This window comes from Propionivibrio dicarboxylicus (genome assembly GCF_900099695.1).
Classification (GTDB): domain Bacteria; phylum Pseudomonadota; class Gammaproteobacteria; order Burkholderiales; family Rhodocyclaceae; genus Propionivibrio; species Propionivibrio dicarboxylicus.
The window spans coordinates 256,180-279,529 of sequence record NZ_FNCY01000002.1; the positions used below are offsets into that span (position 1 = coordinate 256,180).

At 65.9% G+C, this 23,350-nt stretch carries 20 protein-coding genes; 11 read left to right on the forward strand and 9 right to left on the reverse strand.

The features are described from left to right. The first annotated feature begins 23 nt into the window (after window positions 1–23). The 6 genes from BLR25_RS04755 (at window position 24) to BLR25_RS04780 (ending at window position 5,332) form a co-directional block, all read left to right on the forward strand. Entirely contained in the window at window positions 24–2,336 is a 2,313-nt protein-coding gene (locus BLR25_RS04755; RefSeq protein WP_091934420.1) for a Tex family protein, read from the forward strand. A gap of 50 nt (window positions 2,337–2,386) precedes the next feature. Then, window positions 2,387–2,695 (forward strand): MTH1187 family thiamine-binding protein, encoded by a 309-nt coding sequence (locus BLR25_RS04760; RefSeq protein ID WP_091934423.1) that lies wholly within the window; start codon window positions 2,387–2,389, stop codon window positions 2,693–2,695. 21 nt (window positions 2,696–2,716) lie between these two features. Further along, window positions 2,717–3,061 carry an arsenate reductase gene (locus tag BLR25_RS04765; protein WP_091934426.1) on the forward strand — a complete coding sequence of 115 codons (345 nt, stop codon included), beginning with the start codon at window positions 2,717–2,719 and terminating at the stop codon, window positions 3,059–3,061. 153 nt (window positions 3,062–3,214) lie between these two features. Further along, window positions 3,215–3,439 (forward strand): EAL domain-containing protein, encoded by a 225-nt coding sequence (locus tag BLR25_RS04770; RefSeq protein WP_281245562.1) that lies wholly within the window; start codon window positions 3,215–3,217, stop codon window positions 3,437–3,439. A 38-nt stretch (window positions 3,440–3,477) separates the two neighbouring features. Next, the gene (gene hslO / locus BLR25_RS04775; RefSeq protein WP_091934432.1) at window positions 3,478–4,344 is read left to right on the forward strand and encodes an Hsp33 family molecular chaperone HslO; all 867 of its coding nucleotides are present in this window, start codon (window positions 3,478–3,480) and stop codon (window positions 4,342–4,344) included. A gap of 91 nt (window positions 4,345–4,435) precedes the next feature. Continuing rightward, on the forward strand, window positions 4,436–5,332 hold the full coding sequence (locus tag BLR25_RS04780; protein WP_091934435.1) for an amidohydrolase family protein: 897 nt from the start codon (window positions 4,436–4,438) through the stop codon (window positions 5,330–5,332). 83 nt (window positions 5,333–5,415) lie between these two features. On the opposite strand, the gene BLR25_RS04785 is transcribed toward BLR25_RS04780, so the two are convergent. From BLR25_RS04785 to BLR25_RS04795, 3 genes are all read right to left on the reverse strand, one after another. After that, on the reverse strand, window positions 5,416–6,282 hold the full coding sequence (locus BLR25_RS04785; RefSeq protein ID WP_091934438.1) for an NAD(P)-dependent oxidoreductase: 867 nt from the start codon (window positions 6,280–6,282) through the stop codon (window positions 5,416–5,418). 78 nt (window positions 6,283–6,360) lie between these two features. Beyond that, window positions 6,361–7,458 carry an NADH:flavin oxidoreductase/NADH oxidase gene (locus BLR25_RS04790; RefSeq protein WP_091934442.1) on the reverse strand — a complete coding sequence of 366 codons (1,098 nt, stop codon included), beginning with the start codon at window positions 7,456–7,458 and terminating at the stop codon, window positions 6,361–6,363. 165 nt (window positions 7,459–7,623) lie between these two features. Further along, window positions 7,624–8,136, reverse strand: coding sequence for an SRPBCC family protein (locus BLR25_RS04795; RefSeq protein WP_091934445.1), 513 nt, complete (start codon window positions 8,134–8,136; stop codon window positions 7,624–7,626). A gap of 161 nt (window positions 8,137–8,297) precedes the next feature. Here BLR25_RS04795 and BLR25_RS04800 point away from each other — a divergent pair, with 161 nt between their 5' ends. Then, window positions 8,298–9,227: a LysR family transcriptional regulator gene (locus BLR25_RS04800; RefSeq protein WP_091934448.1), complete on the forward strand. Its 930-nt coding sequence runs from the start codon at window positions 8,298–8,300 to the stop codon at window positions 9,225–9,227. Between the two features lie 98 nt (window positions 9,228–9,325). Continuing rightward, window positions 9,326–10,876 (forward strand): nitric oxide reductase transcriptional regulator NorR, encoded by a 1,551-nt coding sequence (gene norR / locus BLR25_RS04805; protein ID WP_091934451.1) that lies wholly within the window; start codon window positions 9,326–9,328, stop codon window positions 10,874–10,876. Between the two features lie 18 nt (window positions 10,877–10,894). Here norR and BLR25_RS04810 read toward each other — a convergent pair whose 3' ends face one another. Continuing rightward, entirely contained in the window at window positions 10,895–11,836 is a 942-nt protein-coding gene (locus BLR25_RS04810) for a DMT family transporter (protein ID WP_091934455.1), read from the reverse strand. Window positions 11,837–12,056: 220 nt separating this feature from the next. Here BLR25_RS04810 and hcp point away from each other — a divergent pair, with 220 nt between their 5' ends. Together hcp and BLR25_RS04820 are read left to right on the forward strand one after the other, a co-directional pair. Continuing rightward, complete coding sequence (gene hcp, locus BLR25_RS04815) at window positions 12,057–13,721, forward strand: hydroxylamine reductase (protein ID WP_091934457.1); 1,665 nt, start codon at window positions 12,057–12,059, stop codon at window positions 13,719–13,721. 84 nt (window positions 13,722–13,805) lie between these two features. Beyond that, window positions 13,806–14,834, forward strand: a complete 1,029-nt coding sequence (locus tag BLR25_RS04820) for an FAD-binding oxidoreductase (RefSeq protein ID WP_143009760.1) — start codon at window positions 13,806–13,808, stop codon at window positions 14,832–14,834. A 61-nt stretch (window positions 14,835–14,895) separates the two neighbouring features. Here the strand turns inward: BLR25_RS04820 and BLR25_RS04825 are convergent, their stop codons facing one another. Beyond that, on the reverse strand, window positions 14,896–15,819 hold the full coding sequence (locus tag BLR25_RS04825) for a LysR family transcriptional regulator (RefSeq protein WP_091934463.1): 924 nt from the start codon (window positions 15,817–15,819) through the stop codon (window positions 14,896–14,898). A gap of 111 nt (window positions 15,820–15,930) precedes the next feature. Between BLR25_RS04825 and BLR25_RS21195 the strand changes: the two genes are divergently transcribed. Then, complete coding sequence (locus tag BLR25_RS21195; protein WP_176785746.1) at window positions 15,931–16,074, forward strand: hypothetical protein; 144 nt, start codon at window positions 15,931–15,933, stop codon at window positions 16,072–16,074. A 129-nt stretch (window positions 16,075–16,203) separates the two neighbouring features. Here the strand turns inward: BLR25_RS21195 and BLR25_RS04830 are convergent, their stop codons facing one another. The 4 genes from BLR25_RS04830 to BLR25_RS04845 form a co-directional block, all read right to left on the reverse strand. Then, complete coding sequence (locus BLR25_RS04830) at window positions 16,204–17,073, reverse strand: HDOD domain-containing protein (protein WP_143009761.1); 870 nt, start codon at window positions 17,071–17,073, stop codon at window positions 16,204–16,206. Window positions 17,074–17,096: 23 nt separating this feature from the next. Then, window positions 17,097–18,254, reverse strand: coding sequence for a methyltransferase (locus tag BLR25_RS04835; protein WP_091934470.1), 1,158 nt, complete (start codon window positions 18,252–18,254; stop codon window positions 17,097–17,099). Next, complete coding sequence (locus tag BLR25_RS04840) at window positions 18,247–20,919, reverse strand: diguanylate cyclase domain-containing protein (protein ID WP_176785747.1); 2,673 nt, start codon at window positions 20,917–20,919, stop codon at window positions 18,247–18,249. Before BLR25_RS04840 ends, BLR25_RS04835 begins: the two co-directional genes overlap by 8 nt. 73 nt (window positions 20,920–20,992) lie before the next feature. After that, entirely contained in the window at window positions 20,993–23,347 is a 2,355-nt protein-coding gene (locus BLR25_RS04845; protein ID WP_091934479.1) for a DNA internalization-related competence protein ComEC/Rec2, read from the reverse strand. Window positions 23,348–23,350: the final 3 nt, after the last annotated feature.

Genomic DNA, 23,350 nt, shown 5'->3' on the forward strand with positions numbered 1-23,350 from the left:
TTTCCCCTCGACAAGAACCACCGATGTCCTCTGCAGAACTTCGCATCACCCAGAAAATCGCCGAAGAAGTCGGCTGCCGCCTGCAACAGGTGGTGGCTACCGTTACCCTGCTCGACGAAGGCGCGACCGTCCCGTTCATTGCCCGCTACCGCAAGGAAGTCACCGGCGGGCTCGACGACACGCAACTGCGCCTGCTCGACGAACGCCTGACCTATCTGCGCGAACTCGAAGACCGCCGCGCCGCGATCCTTGCCTCGATCGAGGAGCAAGGCAAGCTGACGCCCGAACTCGCCGCCCAGATCGACGGCGCCGAAACCAAGCAGAGCCTCGAAGACCTCTATCTTCCGTACAAGCCGAAGCGCCGCACCAAGGCGCAGATCGCCCGCGAAGCCGGCCTCGCGCCGCTCGCCGAAGCGCTGCTCGCCGACCCGACGCTGTCGCCGGAAAGCGAAGCCGAAAAATACCTCAATGCCGATGCCGGCTTTGCCGACACCAAGGCCGTACTCGACGGCGCGCGCCAGATCCTGATGGAGCAGTTTTCCGAAGACGCTGTCCTGCTCGGCGAACTGCGCGCCTACCTCGACGATCATGGCGTCGTCAAATCGACCGTGGTCGAGGGCAAGGAAACCGAAGGCGCCAAGTTCCGCGACTACTTCGACTATTCGGAACCGCTCGCCAGCGTTCCCTCGCACCGCGCGCTGGCGCTCTTACGCGGCCGTAACGAAGGCATGCTGCAGGTCGCGCTGGTACTCGATTCGGAACTCGACGAAGCCAACAAGCCGGTCGGCCACAACCCCTGCGAGGCGCGCATCGCCAAGCGTGCCGGCATCAGCGACCAGGGCCGTCCGGGCGACAAATGGCTGTCCGACACGGTGCGCTGGACCTGGCGCATCAAGGTCTTCATGCACCTTGAATCGGACCTGATGAACGCCTTGCGCGAACGCGCCGAGGAAGAAGCCATCCGCGTCTTCGGCACCAACCTGCACGACCTGCTGCTCGCCGCGCCGGCCGGGCCGCGCACGACGATGGGCATCGACCCCGGCATCCGCACCGGCTGCAAGGTCGCCGTCGTCGACGCCACCGGCAAGCTGCTCGAAACGGCGACGATCTACCCGCACGAGCCCCGCTGCGACTGGAACGGCGCGCTGCACACCCTGGCCGTGCTGGCGAAGAAGCACAATGTCAACCTGATCAGCATCGGCAACGGCACCGCCTCGCGCGAAACCGACAAGCTCGCCGCCGACCTCATCCGCGGCCTGCCGGAAATGCACATGACCAAGATCGTCGTCTCCGAAGCCGGCGCCTCGGTCTATTCGGCTTCCGAATATGCCGCCCGCGAATTTCCCGAACTCGACGTCAGCCTGCGCGGCGCCGTCTCGATCGCGCGCCGCCTGCAGGACCCGCTCGCCGAACTCGTCAAGATCGAACCGAAATCGATCGGTGTCGGCCAGTATCAGCACGACGTCAGCCAGACCAAGCTGGCGCGCGCCCTCGACGGCGTCGTCGAGGACTGCGTCAACGCCGTCGGGGTGGACGTCAACACCGCCTCGATCCCGCTCCTGACGCGCGTATCGGGCCTCAACAGCACGCTGGCGAGCAACATCGTCGCCTTCCGCGACAAGCACGGCGCCTTCGCCAACCGCAAGGCGCTGCTCGAAGTACCGCGCATGGGCGAGAAAACCTTCGAACAGGCCGCCGGCTTCCTGCGCGTCATCAGCGGCGACAACCCGCTCGACGCCTCGGCCGTGCACCCGGAAGCCTATCCGCTCGTCGAACGCATCCTTGCCGACATCAAGAAAGGCATCAAGGACGTGATCGGCGACACGCGCCTCGTCAAGTCGCTGCAAGCGGTCAAATATACCGACGACAAGTTCGGCCTGCCGACCGTGCAGGACATCCTCAAGGAACTCGAGAAGCCGGGCCGCGACCCGCGTCCCGAATTCAAGACCGCCGTTTTCAAGGACGGCGTCGAGGCAGTCAAGGACCTGCGCCCCGGCATGCTGCTCGAAGGCGTCGTCACCAACGTCGCCAATTTCGGCGCCTTCGTCGATATCGGCGTGCACCAGGACGGCCTCGTACACATCTCGTCGCTCTCGAACAAGTTCGTCAAGGACCCGCGCGAAGTCGTCAAGGCCGGCGACGTCGTCAAGGTCAAGGTGCTCGAAGTCGATCTGCCGCGCCAGCGTATCGCGCTGACCATGCGCCTGACCGACGACGTGCCGGCCGGACCGAAAACCGGCAACGTGCCGATGAGTGGCAAGGCGCGGCAACAGCAGGCGCGCCAGCCGGAGCAATCCGGCGCCATGGCGGCGGCATTTGCTAAACTGAAGCGCTGAGCCCGGGCGGGGCGCCTGCCCCGCCTCCCCGCCAACGAAAGGAGTCCCGCATGGTCCTGCTTGAATTCTCGATGTTCCCGACCTCCGTCGGCGAAAGCAAGAGCGCTTATGTCGCCCGCATTATCGACATCATAGACAAGAGTGGCGTCACCTATCAGTTGACGCCGATGGGCACCATCCTCGAAGGCGAGTGGCCTGAAGTGATGGGCGTCGTCACCGCCTGTTTCGAGGCGCTCAAGGCCGACTGCCCGCGCATCAGCACACAGCTCAAAGTCGATTACCGCGCGGGCGGCGAAAGCCGGATGAAGACGAAGATCGCCTCGGTCGAGAACCATCTCGGACGCACGCTGTCGACCTGAGCCCGACACTTACCGCATCCCATGATCACGGTCTACGGCATAAAAAACTGCGACACGATGAAGAAGGCGTTTGCCTGGCTCGACGCGAATGGCATCGCCTACGAATTCATCGACTACAAGCAGGCCGGCGTGACGGACAGTCGCCTGCCCGACTGGAACCGCCGCGCCGGATGGCAGACGCTGCTCAACACGCGCGGTCTGATGTGGCGCAAGCTCTCCGAGGCGGAGCGCACCGATCTCGATGAAGACAAGGCGCTGGCCTTGATGAAGCGCTATCCGGTACTGATCAAACGCCCGGTACTCGATACCGGCACAGCGCTGCTGGTGGGCTTCTCAGCCGACACCTATGGCGACACGCTGATCTGACCCTCCCCGCACGAACCCGGCGGACAACGAAAAAAACATTGCGAAGCCGGCCAAGTGCCTGCTTGATTTCCTTGTCACGGCGTATCACAGGCAGACGCAAGACCGACTCCGAAACATAACAACGGCGATGCCATTCTCGCCAGCATCCGCAACATCGGATCGACACCGGTGGGTAGCGGCATCATCGAGACCATCGCTCAGCTCGGCCAGGCCCTGAAGCTCTCGGTCATTGCCGAAGGCGTCGAGACTGCGCAACAACTCGCGACACTGAAAACGCTCGGCTGTAACGAGGCGCAGGGCTACCCGATCAGCCGCCCGCTCGAAGCTGAAGCGTTCGAACGCTTCCTGGCCGAACGGCCGGGGCGGAAATTACAGTAGAATAGTCGCCCGTTTAGCCAAGAAAGTGAATTGAAGCGATGCCCAATATCGTCCAACGTTTTCTGTTCGACGACCTCGACATCCGCGGCGCCGTCGTTCGCCTGGACACTGTCTGGCAGCAGTTGCTGACCGGTCGCGACTACCCGGCAACCATCATCGACCTGCTCGGACAGATCAGCGTCACCACCGTGCTGCTTGCCGACGCGCTCAAACAACCGGGGCGGCTGACCATCCAGTTGCGCGGCAACGGTCCGCTTTCGCTACTCGTGATCGACTGCAGCGAAACGCTCAACCTGCGGTGCATGGCCCAGGTCGGCGAAAACATCGGCAGTTCGACGAAGCTGGTCGAACTGCTCGGCCATGGCCAACTCCTGCTCTCGCTCGACATGGCCTCGATGCGAGAACCGTATCAGAGCGTGGTGCCGGTCGTCGGCGACAGCATCGCCGCGATCTTCGAACACTACCTGGGGCAGTCCGAACAGCTCGCTTCGCGCTTCTTCCTTGCCGCAACGCCCACGGGCATCGCCGGCCTCTTCCTGCAGAAAATGCCCTCGACCGACCAACGCGACGCTGACGGCTGGGCGCGCATCGAGGCACTGGCCGCGACGGTTACCAAGGACGAACTGCTGACGCTCGGCAGCGAAGCGCTGCTGACCCGGCTGTTCCATGAAGAAACGGTACGTCTCTTCAACGCGCGCGAGATCACCCACCATTGCCCGATGGACTGGGAGAAAGTCGGCAACATGCTGCGCACGCTCGGCCGCGAAGACGTTTACCGGACGCTGGCGGCGAACGGCGCCGTCGTCATCCGCGACGACCTCGCCAACCACACCTACCGCTTCGACAAGGCAAAAATCGACGAGATCTTCAGCAACGTCTCCGACTCGCCGCGATCGGTGCACTAGGCCTCCGCAACGCTTCGGAAAAACGAAAGCTGTTTGCAAGCTTGCCCGGCTAGAGTTCCCCTGTCGCCAACGCACAGGGGAGAACATCAGCATGGACCGCCGTCAATTCAATCTCGGAATGCTCGGACTCGGGGCCGCTTCGACACTGCCGCTCGGACTGGCCGCCTGCGCCACCGGCGCGACCGGTGAAAAACGCGCCGTCACCGGCGTCGACACGCATGCCCACGTCTTTCACCGCGGCCTGCCCTTCGTGCCGAACCGGCGCTATACGCCCGATTATGACGCCTTGCCCGCCGACTATCTGCGCATGCTCGACAGCAACGGCATGAGCCACGGCGTCATTGTCCCGATCAGCATACTCGGCACCAACAACGACTACACGCTCGACGTCATCCGCCAGAGCGGCGGACGCGTGCGCGGGCTGGCGGTCATCGACCCGGCCAAGGACATCGGCAAGCTCGACGCACTCAATGCCGGCGGCATTGTCGGCATCCGCCTCAACCTGATCGGCAAGCCGGTCGACGACATGAAGAGCAGCGTCTGGCGCGAGCTCGTCGCCACCTGCCGCCGCCTCGACTGGCAGATCGAAGTCTATGACGATGCGGCACGTCTGGCGCAGACCGTGACGCCGCTGCTCGACCAGGGCGCCAAGGTCGTCATCGACCACTTCGGCAAGCCCGACGTCACCCAAGGCATCAACGACCCCGGTTTCAAATACCTGCTGGGACTGGCAAACACGCGCCAGGTCTGGGTCAAGCTCTCGGCGCCCTACCGCTCGAGCGACGCCATCGCCGCCGACGCGGCGCCGTTGCTGCTCAAGGCCTTCGGCCCCGAGCGCCTGGTCTGGGGCAGCGACTGGCCGCATACGGCTTTCGAAGGCAAGGTCTCGCACCGCACGCTGCGCGCCCAACTCGACGGCTGGGTTCCCGACGCCGAAGCCCGCCGCATCATCCTGACGGAAACGCCGGCCAAGCTGTTCCGCTTTTGAGTCCGGCTTTTGCGTCGTGCTCCCAAGTACTGTTTCCGAGCACTTGAAGGCAAGCCGCCCGAAGCGGCTTGCCGTATAGCGCCCTACTTTCCCGCGAACAGCTTGACGACCGCCGTCAGCTGTTCGGCGCCGAAACCGGCGGCCGCGGTATCGGCAAATACCTGCCGCGCCGCCGCGATCGTCGGTGCTGCGGCGTCGGAACCGGCGGCGCGCAGCACATAGCCAAAATCCTTCTCGACCAGTTCGACCGGAAACTGCGGACGGAAATCGCCCGCGAGCATCGATGGCAAGGCCCGCGACGCGTAGGGGCTCCAGACCGCCGTCGAACCGACGATCTCAAGCGCGCGCGCCGGGTCCATGCCATTGCGCTGGAGCACACCGACGAGTTCGGCGATCACCGTAACCTGCACGCCGAGCAAGGTGTTGGTCGCCAGCTTCACCAAGGCGCCGCTGCCGACCGGCCCGGCGTAATGCGCCGCCGACCCCATCGCCTTGAGCACCGGCTCGACCTGCGCGAACACTGCCTGATCGCCGCCGACGAGAAAGATCAGTTGCCCGGCATCGGCCTGTGGACGCGAGCCGGACACCGGCGCATCGAGGAAGCGGACGCCCTGCGCCTCGATGGCGGCGCCGAGCGCGCGGCTGCCCTCGAAAGACAAGGTCGAACTGTCGATCGCCACCGCGCCGGCCTTCATGCCGGCCAGCGCGCCCTGCCCGGCATCGAGCCAGACCGCCCGCGCGGCCTCGTCATCACGCACCATGACAACGACAATATCGGCACCAAGCGCAGCCTCGCGCGGCGTTGCGGCCAGACGAGCCCCCCGGCTGACGAGTTCGGCGGCCGCTGCCGGCGTGCGATTCCAGACGGTCAGCGGATAGCCGGCCGACAACAGATGAGCAGCCATGCGGGACCCCATCGCCCCGAGGCCGAGAAATGCAATTTGCATCATTCAGTCACTCCATGATCAATGAAAAATGGCGCTGCCGCGCGCCCGAAGGCACGCCTGCGACGCCCTTGAAATACGATCTCAACCCGGCCGATAGCGGTTCAGCCAATGCGCATACGGTGCCGGCAGGACCCAGGCGGCTTTGTCTTCCTTGAGCGCCAGCGCCGCCTGATACGGCCAGTGCGGATTGGCGAGGTGCACGCGACCGATCATGACGAGATCCATCTGCTGCTCGGCCACGACACGGTCGGCCGTCTGCGGATTCTCGATCCCCCACGACGACGCCACCGGCAGCCCGGCTTCGCGCCGCACGCGCTCGGCCACCGGCGCCAGGAACGCCGGGCCCCAGGGAATCTTCGCATCGGGAATCGAAAAGCCGACGCTGACATTGAGAAGATCGAGGCCGCCCTGGCGAAACTGCCGGGTCAACTGGATCGATTCGGCCAGCGTCGCCTCATCGTTGCCGTCGTATTCGATGACACCGAAACGGGCCGTCAGCGGCAGATTTTCCGGCCAGACGGCACGCACCTCGGCGAGCGTCTCGAGCAGGAAGCGGCTGCGCCCGGCGAAGCTGCCGCCGTAGGCGTCGTCGCGGCGGTTGGAATGCGGCGAGAAGAAATTCTGGGCAAGATAGCCGTGGGCGAAATGAAGTTCGAGCCACTCGAAGCCGGCCGCCCGTGCGCGCCGCGCCGCGGCGGCGAAATTGCCACGCACGCGGTCGATGTCGGCGAGACTCATGGCCTGCGGCACGCGCGGCAGATTGGCGCCGAAGGCGACGGCCGACGGTGCGATCGGCGTCCAGCCACTCGGATTGTCGGCGGCAAGGTGATCGTCGCCCTCCCATGGCTTGTTGGCGCTGGCCTTGCGGCCGGCGTGGCCGATCTGGATGCCTGGCACCGCGCCGGCCGCCTTGATCGCGCGCGCAATGCGCGCCAGGCCTTCGACCTGCGCGTCATCCCAGAGACCGAGACAGGCCGGGGTAATGCGGCCCTCGGGCGCAACGGCAGTCGCTTCGACGATGACCAACCCGGCGCCACCGCGTGCCATGCTGGCGTAATGGACCTGGTGCCAGTCGTTGCTCAGGCCATCGACAGCGCTGTACTGGCACATCGGCGGAATCGCGATGCGGTTGCGCAGGGTGACATCCTTGAGCTTGAACGGTGAAAACAGGGCAGACATATTCTTCTCTCCTCAAAATCGAACGGCAGGCGTTCCGGCATGCCGTCATTGTGCTACGAAAAACGACAAAAGCATCGATACTGAAAACGCCGGCGCTCAGACACGCTCACGCAAGAAAAAATTCCTGCAACACTGGCCGCATCGGGCTCTTGCATTCACTCTCGCTCAAACCTTGCCGGCCCGGGCCGCGCGCACCAAACCGTCGAGCCATGCCTGATGCGCGTTGAGCATCGGATTCGGCGTCGTCGCCGCAAGCGCCTTCGCCGGCACACCGTTCTGCGTCTCCTGCGTCAGGATGCGCACGCGACCGCCCGGCAGATCTTCGAGCAACCAGGCATGATGCACATCGAGACGCGCCGTCGCGTCGCCCTTGACCCAGCCGTGCCAGGCGACATGCGCCGATTTGCCCGCTACCGGCGGCTCGAACTCATTGACCTCGGCCTCGACCAGGAAGCCGAAGGTGCTGAAACGAAAGCGCATGCCGAGACCGAGTTCGGCAGCACCGTCGTGATGAAGCCGCACCGCCGAGGCGTTGTCGTAATAGCCCGGCCAGCGCGACGGCGTCACCAGAAACGGCCAAACCTCGGCCACGGATAGACCGGCGACGATGACTTCGTTCGACACATAGTTGTCGCTCATACCCGGCAGATAAGCGTCGGGCCAACAGATTTCGCTCATGATGCAATACGTCCTTTTCTCAAGATTGCGGATTAACCCGGGAAGCCCGGGCCGAAGCCAGGCGGCGAGAGGCGCCGTTTCCCGACAGGCGTCACTGTATTCGGCACCGCAAAGCGAATAAAGACCGGTAGAATCATTTTATTTATTACATTGTTGAACATATGCGCGGCATCGACCCGGTCCAACTGAGCAGCATCGAACAGTTCTGCAAGGCCGCCGAACTCGGCAGTTTCACCGCGGCGGCGGAGTTTCTCGGCCTGACGCCGGCCTCGGTCAGTCGCTCGATCAGCCGGCTCGAAAACCGACTCGGCGTGCGTCTCTTCTCGCGCACGACGCGCAGCATCCGCCTGACCGCCGAGGGCGAACTCTATCGCCAGGAATGCCAGCAGGCACTCGAACGGATCATCGAAGCCGAGCGCGCCATCACCGGCCGACAGAAGACGCCGTCCGGCACACTGCGTGTCAGCGTCGGCACGCTCTACGCCAACTACCGCCTGATGCCGCTACTGCCGGCCTTCACGGCGGCCTATCCGCAGATCGAACTCGAACTCAGCCTCTCGAGTCAGCTTGTCGATTTCGTCGAGGAAGGCTTCGACCTCGCCATCCGCCTGGGCGTCCCCGACGACTCGCGCCTGATCGCCCATCCGCTCGAAAACGCGCCGGTCGGCGTCTTCGCCACCCCGGACTATCTCGCCCGCAAGGGCACGCCGCAAACCCTCGCCGACCTCGCCGCGCACGACTGCATCCAGTTCATCCTGCCGAGCACGGGCCAGGCGATGTCGTGGATATTCCGGGACGAGGATGGCCGCGACATCGACTACAGCTTCCGCAGCCGCCTGCGCGTCCTCGACGACGCCCTCGGCTGCATCAGCTGGGCCGCTGCCGGCGGCGGCCTCTTCCAGATCTACCACTTCATCGCCGCACCGGCCGTGGCACGCGGCGAACTCGTCGAAGTCCTCGGCCGCTACGGCGGCCGCAGCCGTCCATTCTCTATCCTGTATCCGCAGAACCGTCACCTGTCGGCAAAAGTCCGGGCATTTGTCGACTTTCTCGTCAACGCCGTGCGAACACCGCCGCGCGCATCGTCCTAGTCCGACCGGCGTCGCTTTTCGCAATCGCCCGGGTTCCTTCTATACTGGCCGCCTTGACGCCAATATTTCCACCTTCAATTCTATTTCCCGCACCCGCCATGCCCTCGCAACAGGCCATCGACCGCGCCCTCCGGCAAATCGCCGTCGACCTCTCGAACACCATGCCGGGCGAGGTCCAGTTCCAGCGCCTCGTCGCCGCCATCGGCTCGGTCCTGCCCTGTGACGCGATCGCGCTGCTGCACCTGCAGGATGGCCAACTGATTCCGATGGCAAGCCAGGGCCTGGCGCCCGAACTCATGGGCCGCCGCTTCGATCCGGCCGCGCATCCGCGCCTGGCGGCGATCATCAACAGCCCGACGCCGGTCCGTTTTCCCGCCGACAGCACGCTGCCCGATCCGTTCGACGGACTCATCGCCACCGACGCCGATCGCGCCCTGCCGGTCCATGCCTGCCTCGGCTGCGCGCTACACGTCGACGCCGAACTCGTCGGCGCGCTGACGCTCGACGCGCTCGACGAAGAAGCCTTCGACCGCATCGGCGACTCGACGATCGCCGCCTTCGCCGCGCTCGCCGCCGCCACACTGCGCAACGTCGCGCTGATCCGCGCCCTCGAACAGGCGAGCGAACGGCAACGCGCGATCGCTCGCGACCTGATGCAGGAAGCCTATCGCCGCGAAGGCAACCTGGTCGGCAACAGCCGCGCCATGCGCCGCCTGCGCCAGGAAATCGCGACGGTGGCGGCCACCGACCTCGCCGTCCTGATCACCGGCGAAACCGGCACCGGCAAGGAACTCGTCGCGCGCACGCTGCATGCCCAGTCGAGCCGCAGCGAGCAGGCGCTGGTGCAGATCAATTGCGCGGCGCTGCCGGAAACCGTCGCCGAAAGCGAACTTTTCGGCCACCGCAAGGGCGCCTTCACCGGCGCCACCGCCGACCGGCCCGGCAAGTTCGAGCTGGCGCACGGCGGCTCGCTCTTCCTCGACGAAATCGGCGAATTGCCGCTGTCCTTGCAGGCCAAGCTGCTGCGCGCATTGCAGCAGGGCGAAATCCAGCGTGTCGGCGCCGACGAGATCATCCGTGTCGATGTCCGCATCATCGCCGCGACCAACCGTGACCTGCAGCGCGAAGTCGACGCCGGACGCTTCCGCAGCGACCTCTATCACCGCCTGCACGTCTACCCGGTGGCGGTGCCGCCGCTGCGCGAACACCGCGAGGACCTCGCCGTCCTCGCCGGCCATTTCCTCGATCTGGCCCGCCACAAGCTCGGCCTCGCCCGCGTCGACCTGCATCCGTTGGCGCTCGCGGCCCTGGCGGCCTACGACTGGCCCGGCAATGTGCGCGAACTCGAACACCTGCTGCTGCGCGCGAGCCTCAAGGCAATGCAGCGCGATCCGGAACGCACCTTGATCCAGCCTGAAGACCTCGGCCTCGGCAACGGCACGACGGCGCGCACCGAGACCACCGCTGCACCGCAAGCGACACCGACCGACAGCCTGCCCTTGCGCCAGGCCATCGACGCTTTCCAGGCACAACGCATCGCCGCCGCCCTTGCTGCCTGCGACGGCAACTGGTCGCAAGCAGCGCGACAACTGGGTATCGACCGCGCCAATCTGCAGCGCCTTGCCCGCCGCCTCGGCATCGGCAGCTGACGCCAGGCGGCAAGCCCTTCAGCGCGCCGCGCCGTCCGGACGGCCGGGACTCAGCGCGACGTAAAGACCGCTGGCGGTGATGATGGCAATGCCGAGCAAGGACCAGACATCCGGCACTTCACCGAAGAACACCAGGCCGAACAACGCGGCCCAGGCGAGCTGCGTGTAGGTGAAGGGCGCAGCGATCGCCGGCCCCATGCGCTCGAAGACCTGGATCAGCATGTAGTGGCCGATGCCGGCGAGCAGGCCAAGGCTGACCATCAGGCAGCCCGGTCCCCAGGCGGGAATCACCCAGCCGGGTTGCCAGGCGAAGCTGCAGACGACGAAGCCGACGAGGCCGGTATAGAAATGCGTCGTCACCGGATGCTCGCTGCCCTTGAATTTGCGCGTCAGCACCTGGTAGAGGCTGTAGCAGACCGCCGACGCCAGCGGAAAGATGATCGCCAGATTGAGCGACGAACCGGCCGGCCGGACGATCACCAGGACGCCGATAAAACCGGCCAGCACCGCGCCCCACTGGCGCGCATCGACACGCTCCTTGAGCAAGGGCGCCGACAAGGCCGTGACGAGCAGCGGGGTCAGGAAGATGATCGCCGTCGTCTCGGCCAGCGGAATATGACGCAAGCCTTGCATGACGAGGAAGGAAACCGCCACCAGCATCGACGCGCGCAGGAGTTGCAGCACGGGGCGCGCGGTGCGGACGATATCCCAGCCCATGCGGCGGCCGAACAGCGCGACGAGCAAGGTGACGTGGGTCACATAACGGATCCACAGCAGTTCGGGAATCGGATACCCGCGCGCCAGATACTTCGAAATCGCGTCGTACGCCGCGAACATCACCATCGTCACCAGCACCAGCGCGATGCCCTGTTGCCGCGGCGTCAGCCGCCATGCTGTCGTCCTGCCTTCCCCGCCCGACCCCATCATTTCTCCGCCGATCCCGGCCAACAAAGGCGACATCCTAACCGTCGCCGGGCGATCTGACTACGGCCACACAGCAGAGTCAAAACGACTCACCGGAGTGTTTTTGACTCCAACACCGGCCGAGTCATTTCGACTCCACCTCCTCCCGAGTTGGCGACAAGTCATTGACGCAAAAGGCCGCAGCGTCCCTGGCACGATCCTCGCAATAAGGTTTTCCGTTTTCCAACCCATCCCATTTTTCGAGAAAGGCAACCCCATGTTTTGCGTGCAATGTGAACACACGATCCGAACCCCCCAAGGCGACGCCGGCTGCACCTTCGCCCGCGGCATGTGCGGCAAGACCAGCGAGGTTTCCGACCTGCAGGACATGCTCGTGCACCTGTTGCAAGCCGTGTCGACCTACGCCGTCGCCGCGCGCAAGGTCGGCGTCGTCGATGCCGAGATCGACGCCTATGTGCCGCAAGCCTTCTTCTCGACGCTGACCAACGTCAACTTCGATGCTGAACGCATCATCGACTTCAGCCGTCGCGCCGACCACTATCGCAACGACCTGCGCGCCCGCTACGAAGCCGCCTGCGCCGCGCAAGGCATCGTCGCCGAGACGCTGCCGGCCGCTGCCCACTACCGCCTGCCCGACGCCAAGACGGTGATGCTCTCGGACGCGCTGTCGTTCGCGCTCAACCGCCAGAAGAAGGACGTCGGCGAAGATGTCATCGGCCTGCGTCTGCTCAGCCTCTACGGCCTCAAGGGCGCCGCTGCCTACATGGAACACGCCCGCGTGCTCGGCCAGACCGACAGCGAGGTCGCCGGCCGCTTCCACGAAATCATGGCCTTCCTCGGCACGCAACCGGCCGACGCCGGCGCGCTGTTCCAGTGCGCGATGGACATCGGCACGCTCAACTACCGCATCATGGAAATGCTCGACAAGGGCGAGACCGAGACCTTCGGCCACCCGGAGCCGACCCGCGTCAACACGCAGCCGATCAAGGGCCGTGCCATCGTCGTCTCGGGACACGACCTGCACGATCTCGAACTCATCCTGCAACAGACCGAAGGCAAGGACATCAACGTCTATACGCACGGCGAAATGCTGCCGGCGCACGCCTACCCGGCCTTCAAGAAGTACAAGCACCTGGTCGGCAACTACGGAACCGCCTGGCAGAACCAGCAGAAGGAATTCGCTGCCTTCCCCGGTTCCATCGTCATGACCTCGAACTGCATCATCGACCCGAACCTCGGCCAGTACGGCGCACGCATCTTCACGCGCAGCATCGTCGGCTGGCCCGGTGTCACCCACATCGACGGCAACGACTTCACGCCGGCGATCGAAGCCGCGCTCGCCCAACCGGGCTTCGCCACCGACGCGGCGCCGGTCTACACGACCACCGGCTTCGCCCGCAACGCGCTGATGGGCGCCGCCCCGGCCGTCATCGACCAGGTCAAGGCCGGCAACATCCGCCACTTCTTCCTCGTCGGCGGCTGTGACGGCGACAAGCGCGAGCGCAGCTACTACACCGACCTCGTCGCCGCCGCGCCGAAGGACGCGCTGATCCTGACGCTCGCCTGTGGCAAGTTCCGCTTCAACACGATGGACCTCGGTGACATCAACGGCATCCCGCGCCTGCTCGACATCGGCCAGTGCAACGACGCCTATTCGGCGATCCAGCTCGCCCTCGCCCTCGCCGACGCCTTCGGCTGCGGCGTCAACGACCTGCCGCTGTCGCTGGTCCTGTCGTGGTTCGAGCAAAAGGCCATCGTCATTCTGCTGACGCTGCTCTCGCTCGGCATCAAGGACATCCGCGTCGGCCCGACCGCGCCCGGCTTCCTGACGCCGAACCTGATCGCCACGCTCAACCGCGAATTCGGTCTGCGCCTCATCTCGACCGTCGAGGACGACCTGCGCGACATGCTGGCTGCGTAACACCGGCGCGTCCCGTCTTTCGTAGCAACTCACGCGCCGGGCTTGGACCCGGCGCTTTTTCTCCTGGCATCGAATCCAAACATCATGACCTCAGCCAATCCCCCGTACAACGACACGCCGCTCGCCTGCGTCGGACGCCGCGAAGAGACGCCCGACACGGCGACCTTCGTGCTCGCTCGGCCCGACGGCGCGCCGTTCTCCTTCCTGCCCGGGCAATTCCTGTCGGTCGGCGTCGACATCGACGCACGCCGCCACTGGCGCGCCTATTCGATCTCGTCGAGCCCGACCACGCCCGACACCGTCTCGATCACCGTCCGTCGCGTCGCCGGCGGGCTCGTTTCCAACTGGCTGCTCGACCATCTGCAGCCCGGCATGGCACTGCCGGCGCTGGCACCGGCCGGCGAATTCGCGCTGCCACCCGGCCCGCCGCCGCGCCATCTGGTGCTGCTCTCTTCCGGCTGCGGCATCACGCCGATGATGGCGATGTCGCGCTGGCTGCTCGACACGAATGCCGACTGCGACATCCACTTCGTGCATAGCGCCCGCGACGAGGAAAACTTCATCTTCCGCAAGGACGTGCTGGCCCTGGCCGAGCATCATCCGCGCCTCAAGCTGCACGTCTTCCTGACCCGCCCGCGCGGCGACCTGGCCTGCCAGCACGGCCGCCTCGACGCGGCACGCCTGCAGGCGCTGCTGCCCCCGGCCCAGGAACTGCGCGCCTACCTCTGCGGCCAGACCGGCTACATGGCCGACGTCGCCAACTGGCTACGTGCGGCCGGCGTCGCCGACGACGCGATCGTCCAGGAAGATTTCGCGCCGATCTGCAGCGAAGCGCCGACAAGCGACGAGCGCTTCCGGCTCGACGTCCCGTCCTTCGGCCGGAGCGCCGAGATCGCCGTCGGCGAACTGCTGCTCGACGTGCTCGAACGCGAGGGCCTGCCGATCATCGGCGCCTGCCGTACCGGCGTCTGCGGGTCCTGCAAATGCCGCCTCGTCGACGGCGAAGTCGAGAGCGCCAGCGCACTGCCGCTCACGCCCGAGGAACAGGCCGCCGGCTACGTGCTGGCCTGCAGCAGCCGCGCCAAGGGCGATCTGGCCGTCGAACTGGGCTAGGAGGCGGAGAAAGAAGCGGCGGCGGGCGCCCTGCCCGCGCCGCGCTCGCCAGGCGCCACGCCTACCACTTGTTGCTGACGCCGTCGGTGACGACCTCGTGGTGGGCGATCGCCGTTGCCAGGTGATCGACGAAGGCGCGCACCTTGGCCGACAGGTTTTTCTTGACCGGGTAGACGACGTAAATATCGGCCGCCGGCAATTCCCAGTCGGACAGCAAGAGCTGCAACTGTCCCGAACGGATGTACGGCGCCACGTGCCACTCCGAGCGTTCGAGGATGCCGAGGCCGCGCAAGGCGAGCAGCACGGCGGCTTCGCCGTCGTTCGAGACGACGGTGCCGCGCACCTTGATCGTCTCGGAACTGACGCCGTTGCTCAGGTGCCAGGTGCCGACGCTGGAATTGGCCTGGTGGATGACGATGCACTTGTGGTTCTGCAGGTCGGCCGGCGACTGCGGCATGCCGTATTTCTTCAGATACTCGGGCGACGCGCACAGATAGCGGCGGTTGGTGGCGATCTTGCGCGCGACGATGCGGGCGTCGGGAATGTGTCCGAAACGGATGCAGACGTCGAAGCCCTCCTCCGCCAGATTGATCGGCCGGTCAGTCAGGCGCAGTTGCACCTCGACATCGGGATACATCTGCAGGAAATCGGCAATGATCGGCGTCACATACTCGCGCCCGAAACCGAAGGTCGCATTGACGCGCAACAAGCCCTGCGGCACCGAGTGCCCACTTGAGACGCGCTGCTCGAGCTCGTCGAGGTCGTCGAGGATGCGCCGACCTTCCTCAAGATACAATTCACCCTCGTAGGTCAGCGAGATCCGCCGCGTCGTCCGGTTGAGCAGGCGGATGCCCAGGCGGTTCTCCAGCGACGACAGGCGGCGGCTCACCGCCGGCGGCGTCACGTCGAGTTCCTGCGCCGCGGACGACAGACTGCCATGCTTGATTAGCAAGGCGAAAAACGCGAGATCGGAGACGGAATCCATTATTAACCTGTAGTAACTAAAAATTTGCCTATACGTATATTGTAAACCAGCGAAAAATAGTTAGACTCCGCTCCATACAAAAGTCACTGTCAACTGTCCAAGGAGTCTTACATGAAAAACCGCATTCTCCGCTCGATGCTCCTCATCGCCTACATCGGCTTCGCCCTGTCCGGACAACTCGGCACCCTGCAAAGCAACGTATCCCCGAGCGCCGTCGCGAACGCCGCGACCGGTTACGTTCAACTCGGCAAGTAAGGGAACGACCGGCCGCGGTCACGGGTATCGCGGCGCCTGTCTTCCCTGACGGTTCCCCAAGGCTAACACGGGGACGCGTCAGCCGTCCGAATCACCCCCTGAATCACCCGACCGCACCAGCGGTCCGCATCACCCTCCAAACTCGGCGCCATGCTGCGCCTGCGCCAGTTCCGCCACCCGCGTCCGGCGCGCCTCCGGGCACATCACCAAAGCACTCGCCAGCCAGTCGACCCCGGCATTCGGGATCAGCCGCGCGGCTTCGACCAGATCGGCCGCCAGGGCCAGCTCGGAAGTCTCCGATTCGTCCAGAATATGCCGCGCCGCGTTTGAACAGACGCGCGTCATCCGCGCCCGCGCCGACTCCGAACCGCGCAGCAACTGGATCACCAAGGCCGGCAGACGCCAGCGCTCGGCGCATTGCAAGGTCAGATCCTTGAAGGCAAAACCGCAGGCCAGGAGTTGCGCCTGCGCGCTGCGCGCCGCCCGTCCCGAGCGCAGCAACTCGGCCGCCTTCTCGGGAATTTCAGGCGCATAGACCCAGAGCAGCAGGTCGCCGACACCACCGAGCAAGGCCGCCAGCGCGACCTCGTCGGGATTGAGGTCGCCTCGCCCGGTCGACCAGGCCAGCGCCAGACGCGCGGCAATATGGGCGCGCTGCTCGACGAGGAGCAATCCGGCGTTGTTCTCATCGACCGTCGGACTCGACTGCAACAAGGCGCGAAACTCGTCGCTCCCCAATTGCAGGATCGCCGCCAGCGCCGTCGTCGTTTCACGATCGAGGCGATGCGACTTGCGCCGCTCGGCCTCGCGCAGCAAACGCAGGCACAGCAAGGGATCCTGCAGGACGATGTCGGACAGGTCCTTCGGCGACGGCGCCTCGCCTTCCTCCGCGTCGAGACGTTCGAGCCACTCCTTGGAGCGCACCATCACCGGCAAGGCCTGGTTCTCGAAAAACGCCGCCCACTGATTGATGCCCCAGCGCATTTTCCACGAATCCAAGCGATGCCTCCGTCGGCCCCGGGTTAAGCGGCGCCCAGCCGCCAGAGCGACGTGACCTCGGCCGCGCGCGCCAGATAAAGGGGATCGTCGGCGTCGCGCGACTTGCCGTGTTCCGGCCGCGCATCGAGCCGACCGAGCACCCTGAGCCCCGCCGCGGCGATCCAGTCGAGCAAGATCTGGCGCGTGCGCAAGCCGAGATGTTCGGCAAGATCGGACAAGATCAGCCAGCCTTCGCCGCCGGGCGCGAGATGCGCCGCCAGGCCACCCAGAAAACCGCGCAGCATGCGGCTGTCGGGATCGTAAACGGCGTATTCGAGGGCGGAACTCGGCTTGCCCGGTACCCAGGGCGGATTGCAGACGATCAACGGCGCCTGTCCGGCCGGAAAGAGATCGGCCTCGACGACCGCAATCGCCGCCGACAAGCCCAGCCGTTCGGCGTTGTCGCGCGCGCAGGCGAGCGCCCGCGCATCCTGGTCGGTGGCGACCACCTGCGCGACGCCCCGGCGTGCCAGCACGGCCGCCAGTACGCCGGTACCGGTGCCGATGTCAAACGCCGACGCCGGCAGCTTGCCGCCCGGCCAGGGCGCCTGCGCCACCAGACCGACATACTCGCCGCGCACCGGCGAGAACACGCCGTAATGCGGATGGATACGATCGCCGAGCGCCGGGATCTCGACGCCACGCCGCCGCCATTCGTAGGCGCCGACCAAGCCGAGCACTTCGCGCAAGGAGACAACGCAAGGCGCCGCCGCATCGCCCCAGGCGGCGAGACAGGCCGCGCGCACGTCGGGGGCACGCCGCAGCGGAATTCGATAGTCGGCATCGACCGGAATCAGCACGCTGCCGAGAATCCGCGCGCGCTGCGCCTGCGCCATGCGATTGCGGTGAAAGGCGTCGGTCAGGTTGGCGGCCGGCTTGGCGCTGGCGTTGCGCCGATCGATGCGCCGCGCCATCGCCTGCAGCAACTGCCGCGCATTATGAAAATCACCACGCCAGAGCAGCGCGGTCCCGGCGCACGCCAGCCGATAGGCGTCATCGGCACGCAGCGTGTCATCGGCGATTTCGACGCGTGACGGCGCCGCCAGCCCCGCTTCGGAACGCCACGGCGCAGCGACCGTGTCGCCACCTTCCTGCCAGCGCACGCAGGCCACCGCTACGGCCTCAGCCTTGAGCTCACGCATCCGCCGCTTCCTGTTGTTCGTCGCTCTCTCGCATCGCCTGTCGCACAAATTCAAAATAGGCGACATCCTCGTGCAAAAGGTGCCGGAACACAACCTCCTGAACGAGGAAGGCGACCAGATCGCCGACGCCGATCTCGCCGATCGACACGCGCCGATGCAGCATATGCACGCGTTTGAGCAGCAAGCGATGGCGCAGCGCATGCGCTGGCGCACCGCGATAGACCAGCTTTTCCAGCAAGGCTTCCTCGTGGGCGAAATGTTGTTCGACGTCGCGGATCAGCGGATCGAGCAAGGACAAGCGCCCCCCGTCGCCGGGACTGCTGCGCAGCATCGCGTCGAAGACCGCATTGGCGCGTTCGAAAAGCCCGCGATGCTCGTTGTCGATCATCGCCACCCCGCACTGGAAGGTACCATGCCAGACCAGGCGCAGGACCGGCACATTCTCGCCGACGCTTGCCGTCACCACCGGCTGCATGGCGTGCTCGTACAGTGTCACGCAATTGCGTCCGCGACTCTTGGAAACGTACATCGCCTCGTCGGCGCGGTTCTGCAGCACCCGCTCGCTTTCGCCATGATCCGGGAACAGCGCCACGCCGATGCTGCCGGCGACCGACACGCTCGGCCCGTTATCGATCACGATCGGCGTAACGAGTTCGGCGCGGATCTTCTCGGCCACGCCCAACGCATCTTCGACCGCGTCGATCCCCGGCACCACCGCGACAAACTCATCGCCGCCGACGCGCGCCAGCGTATCCGACTCGCGCAGACAGGCCCGCATCCGGCCCGCCACGGTCCTCAGGACGATGTCGCCGACCTCATGGCCGAACTGGTCGTTGACCGGCTTGAAGCGATCGAGGTCGATCAGCATCATCGCCAGACGATTACCGGACCGCCGGGCTTGCGCTATCGCCACCTGAAGACGGTCGTGGAGAAGCCGGCGATTCGGCAACTGCGTCAGCGGGTCGTGATAGGCCATCATCGACATGCGCGCCGCCGCCGCGGCCCGCTCGGTCACGTCGGTGGCGACGCCCAGGCAGCCGCAGACATCGCCACTGGCGTCGCGAAGAAAGGTCACTGTCAGCATGACCTTGAGCCGATGCCCGTCGCGGCGGATATAGATCCATTCGCTCTCGTCGATTTCACCGAAGGCGCGCAGCCGCGCGACGAACACGCCGAAACCCTGGCCGACCGGCATGCCGCTTTCCTGCGCCAGGCGCTCCGCATGCTCGCGGATCTCGTCCGGATCGTGGAACAACAGCGGCGTCTGCTTGCCGACGACATCGGCGGCGCTGTACCCCAGCATTTTTGCTGCGCCGGGGCTGAACACGGTAATGACGCCGTCAAGATCGGTGCTGATGATGGCCTGCGGCGCACACGCCAGGATCGACGCATTGACCGATTCGCTCGCGCGCAACGCGGCTTCGGTCGCCATGCGGGCAGCAATGGCGCTGTCGAGCATCGACAAGGCTTGCTGCACCTTGTCCAGTTCGTCGCCGCCCGCGCCTGCCTGCTCCACAACACCACCTCCGGCACTGTCATCACCGCTCTTGCCACCGCTTTTTCCACTGCCTTTTCCACCATTCCCGGCCTGCGTCATCAGCAGGACGTCGATACGCCGCAGGATTTCGTCGAGCGGCGACGCGAAACGACGCCGATAGAACCAGGCGGCGAAGCTGCAGGCGACGAGAACGCAGACGATGCCGCCGCCCGAGAAGACCATGCTGCGCCGCGCCTCATCGGCCTGTCGTTGAACGTACTTTTCGGCGCTGCGATTGATCGAATCGGCGAGCGCGGCCGTCGCCTCGAGCGCCGGAACGGCCGCGGCGACGTAGCGTTCGACCGGCATCGGCGCCACCACTGCAGCCTCGCCGGCCAGCAGGATTTCGTCCTGCAAGGGACGCAACACCCATAGCACCTGCGCCTGGGCGCGCGCCACGAACTGGAACACTGCGACATCGCCGAGCCCCTCGGCACTTGCTTCGAGGACCGACCACAACTGGTCGATCCGACCGCGCGTCTCATAGGCTTCGCGCAAGGCGGCACGTCCCGGGAGCTTTCCGGACGACAACTGCGCACCGACCTGCGTCGCCAGTTTTCCGACGAGAACACGGAAATGCAGCGCCGACACGCGCAAGGCTGCGAGGCGGTCGAAATAGGGGTCGCCGTCGCCGATTTTTTCCGTCGAGGCCACCAGCAGACGTTCCAGACGGTCGATCAGATCGTCGCTGAGATCCATCCAGCGCACGGGAAGTGAAGGATCGCGCTGCGGCGTGGGCAAGGCGATGTCGCGATCGACCTCGTCCCGGAGCGACTGGATCGACGACCAGGCGCGGCGCACGTCCTGCGCCTTGACCTCCGCCGAATTCGGCGTCGCCGCGAGCACCCGCTCGATATGACGATCGGCACGTTCGCGCTGGGCGTCGATGAAGCTGCGATTATCGGCACTGACCGCCGCAGCGCCGCGCAGCACGATGTTCACTCGCCCGCGCTCGAAGGCAAAACTCGCGACCGACTGCAGGCAATCGTCAGCCAGGCGATTGCGCTGGGCGAGGATCGCCACTTTCTGCACCAGCGCCCGGTTTCGCCAGAAATCCTCGACGGCATAGGCCAGCGCGACGCAGACCAGCACAGCGGAAAACAGCGCCAGGAAAAACCGCAGGGTCATGACCGGTTTTTTATTCATCTTCGCCCATCGCCCATCGCTCTCCAACGCAGTATCTTCGCCGGCCGTCACAATGTCAAAGTGATTTTTCCTGGCGCCAGTAACGTGCCTGCACCTGCCGCCAGGCGCGCACCTCCGGCGTCGCCGAGAGCACGAAGCGTAGTTCGCCGTCGCGGTCGGTGCGCCAAACGCGGCTGCCGGCATGGCGCGCCAGGATATCGGCGCGCGGATGCCCGTAGGAATTGCGGTAGCCGACCGAGAATACAGCTTCCTTGGCCGCCACCGCGGCAACGAACTCGGGCGACGACGATCCCCGCCCGCCATGATGCGGCACCACCAGCACGTCGCTACGCAGACGATCGCCGGCACGCGCGATCAGCGCCCGTTCATCGGCGCTCTCGATATCCCCGGTCAGAAGCACTACCCGGCCCTCGGCTTCGACGCGCAGCACGCAACTGCGATGATTCTCGCTGCCCCGCGTCCGGTCTTCGCTTGCGACCGGATGCAGCAGGGAAAAGCGGACACCATCCCACCACCAATCGTCGCCGGCGACGCAGGCTTCGCCGCTGCCGCCAATCCATTCGGCGATCGAGGTCAGGAGACGCCCGACCGGCATGTCCTCGCGCACCGCGTCGGCACCGCCGGCATGATCGGCGTCACGATGCGAAACGAGCAGCGCATCGAGCCGGTCGATACCGACCGCGCGCAGGAACGGCAGGACCACGCGCGTCCCGGCATTCGTCTCGGCGCCATAACGCGGCCCGGTATCGTAGAGCAGCGCGTGCCTCGCCGTACGAATGACGACAGCAAGCCCCTGGCCGACATCGAGCACATCGACCCAGGCCTTTCCGGCAACGGGCCGCTCGGCCTCGAAGGCCAGCGCCGGCAAAAGGAGAAGGATGCCCAGCCAACGCGCCGGCATACCGCGCGGCAGCAACAGCCAGGCGACGCCGATGAGCGCGATCGGGAGGCTCCACAGGGGCGGCGCCGGGCGCTGCCAGGTCGGCCATTGCGCCAGCCAACCGAGGCAATCCATCAACGGCACCAACACGGCATGGTCGAGCGCCAGCAACGGTGGCCAGGGCAGAACGGCAAACAGCAGGGCCAGCGGCGTGATGACGAAGCTGACCCAGGGAATCGCCAGCGCGTTGGCCAGCGGCGACACCAGAGAGAACTGCTGGAAAAAGAACAATAGCATCGGCGCGCTGAACAACGTCACCGCCCACTGGGCGATGCCCCAGCGCTTCAGTCCGGCGCGCCAGCCGGACGAACGGCCGATGGCCGGCGACGCGACAAACAGCAGCACGGCGACGGCACCGAAGGACAGCCAGAAGCCGATCGCCAGCACCGCCCAGGGATCGAGCAGCAACACCGCCAGCAGCGCCAGCGCCAGCGTGCGGCTGGCGCCGAAGTTGCGCCCGGACAGGAGCGCCAGTGCGACGACGCTGAGCATGTACAAGGTGCGTTGCGCCGGCACCTCGAACCCGGCGAGCAAGGCATAGCAAAGCGCCGCCAGCCAGGCCGCCATGACTGCCACGCGCTGCGCCGGACAACGCAGCATCGCGCGTTCGCTGCGCCGCCAGAGCCAACCGCCCAGCGCACCGAAGAGCGCGGCGATCATCGTCACATGCAGGCCGCTGATCGACACGAGATGCGTGACGCCGGTGCGATTGAAGAGCGACCACTGTGCCGCCGGAATCGCCCGCTGATCGCCGAGCGCCAGCGCCACCAGCACGCCCAGATACGGCGCCTCGGGCAGTACCGACAGAAAACGTGCACGTACCGCGTCGCGCAAGCGCTCGACCACCGTATCGTGTCGCCAGACGAAGGCATCGAGACGCGTCAGATCGCCGCGCGGACGGATCGAACCGGTCGCACGCAGGCCGCGTTCGAGCAGCCAGCCCTCGTAATCGAAACCGTGCGGGTTGGCGTTGCCGTGCGGCCGCTTCAGGCGCACCGTCAGGCGCCAGCGCTCGCCCGGTCGCACGGCCGGCCCCAAACCCGACTCGGGATCGTCATGCGCGTCGGGCGCGTGATACCAGGCCAGCAGTATCCGCGGCGGCACCCGCGCGCCGGGGGTATGCACCGCCTCGACGGCGAATTCGAAGCGCTCGCCGCGTTCGATGCGTTGCGGCAAGGCGACGACGACACCGGTCAGCACAATATCGCGCGCTTCCCACTCGACCGGCAGCGCGTCGGCGAGACGCGCGTCGGCGCGCAAGGCCGCGTAGGCAAAGCCGAGCGCAAAAACCGCCAGCGCGAGCAGCACGCGCCAGCCCCGATGCGCGGGCATCCGCCATCGCCGCCAGACGACCCACAAACAGCCGACCGCGCCGGACAGCAGCGCCGCCAGCAGCGCACGGCCGGGCAACTGCGCCTGCTGTTGCAAGAACACGACACCGGCGGCGAAGGCAAGAATCGAGGCGCGCATCGG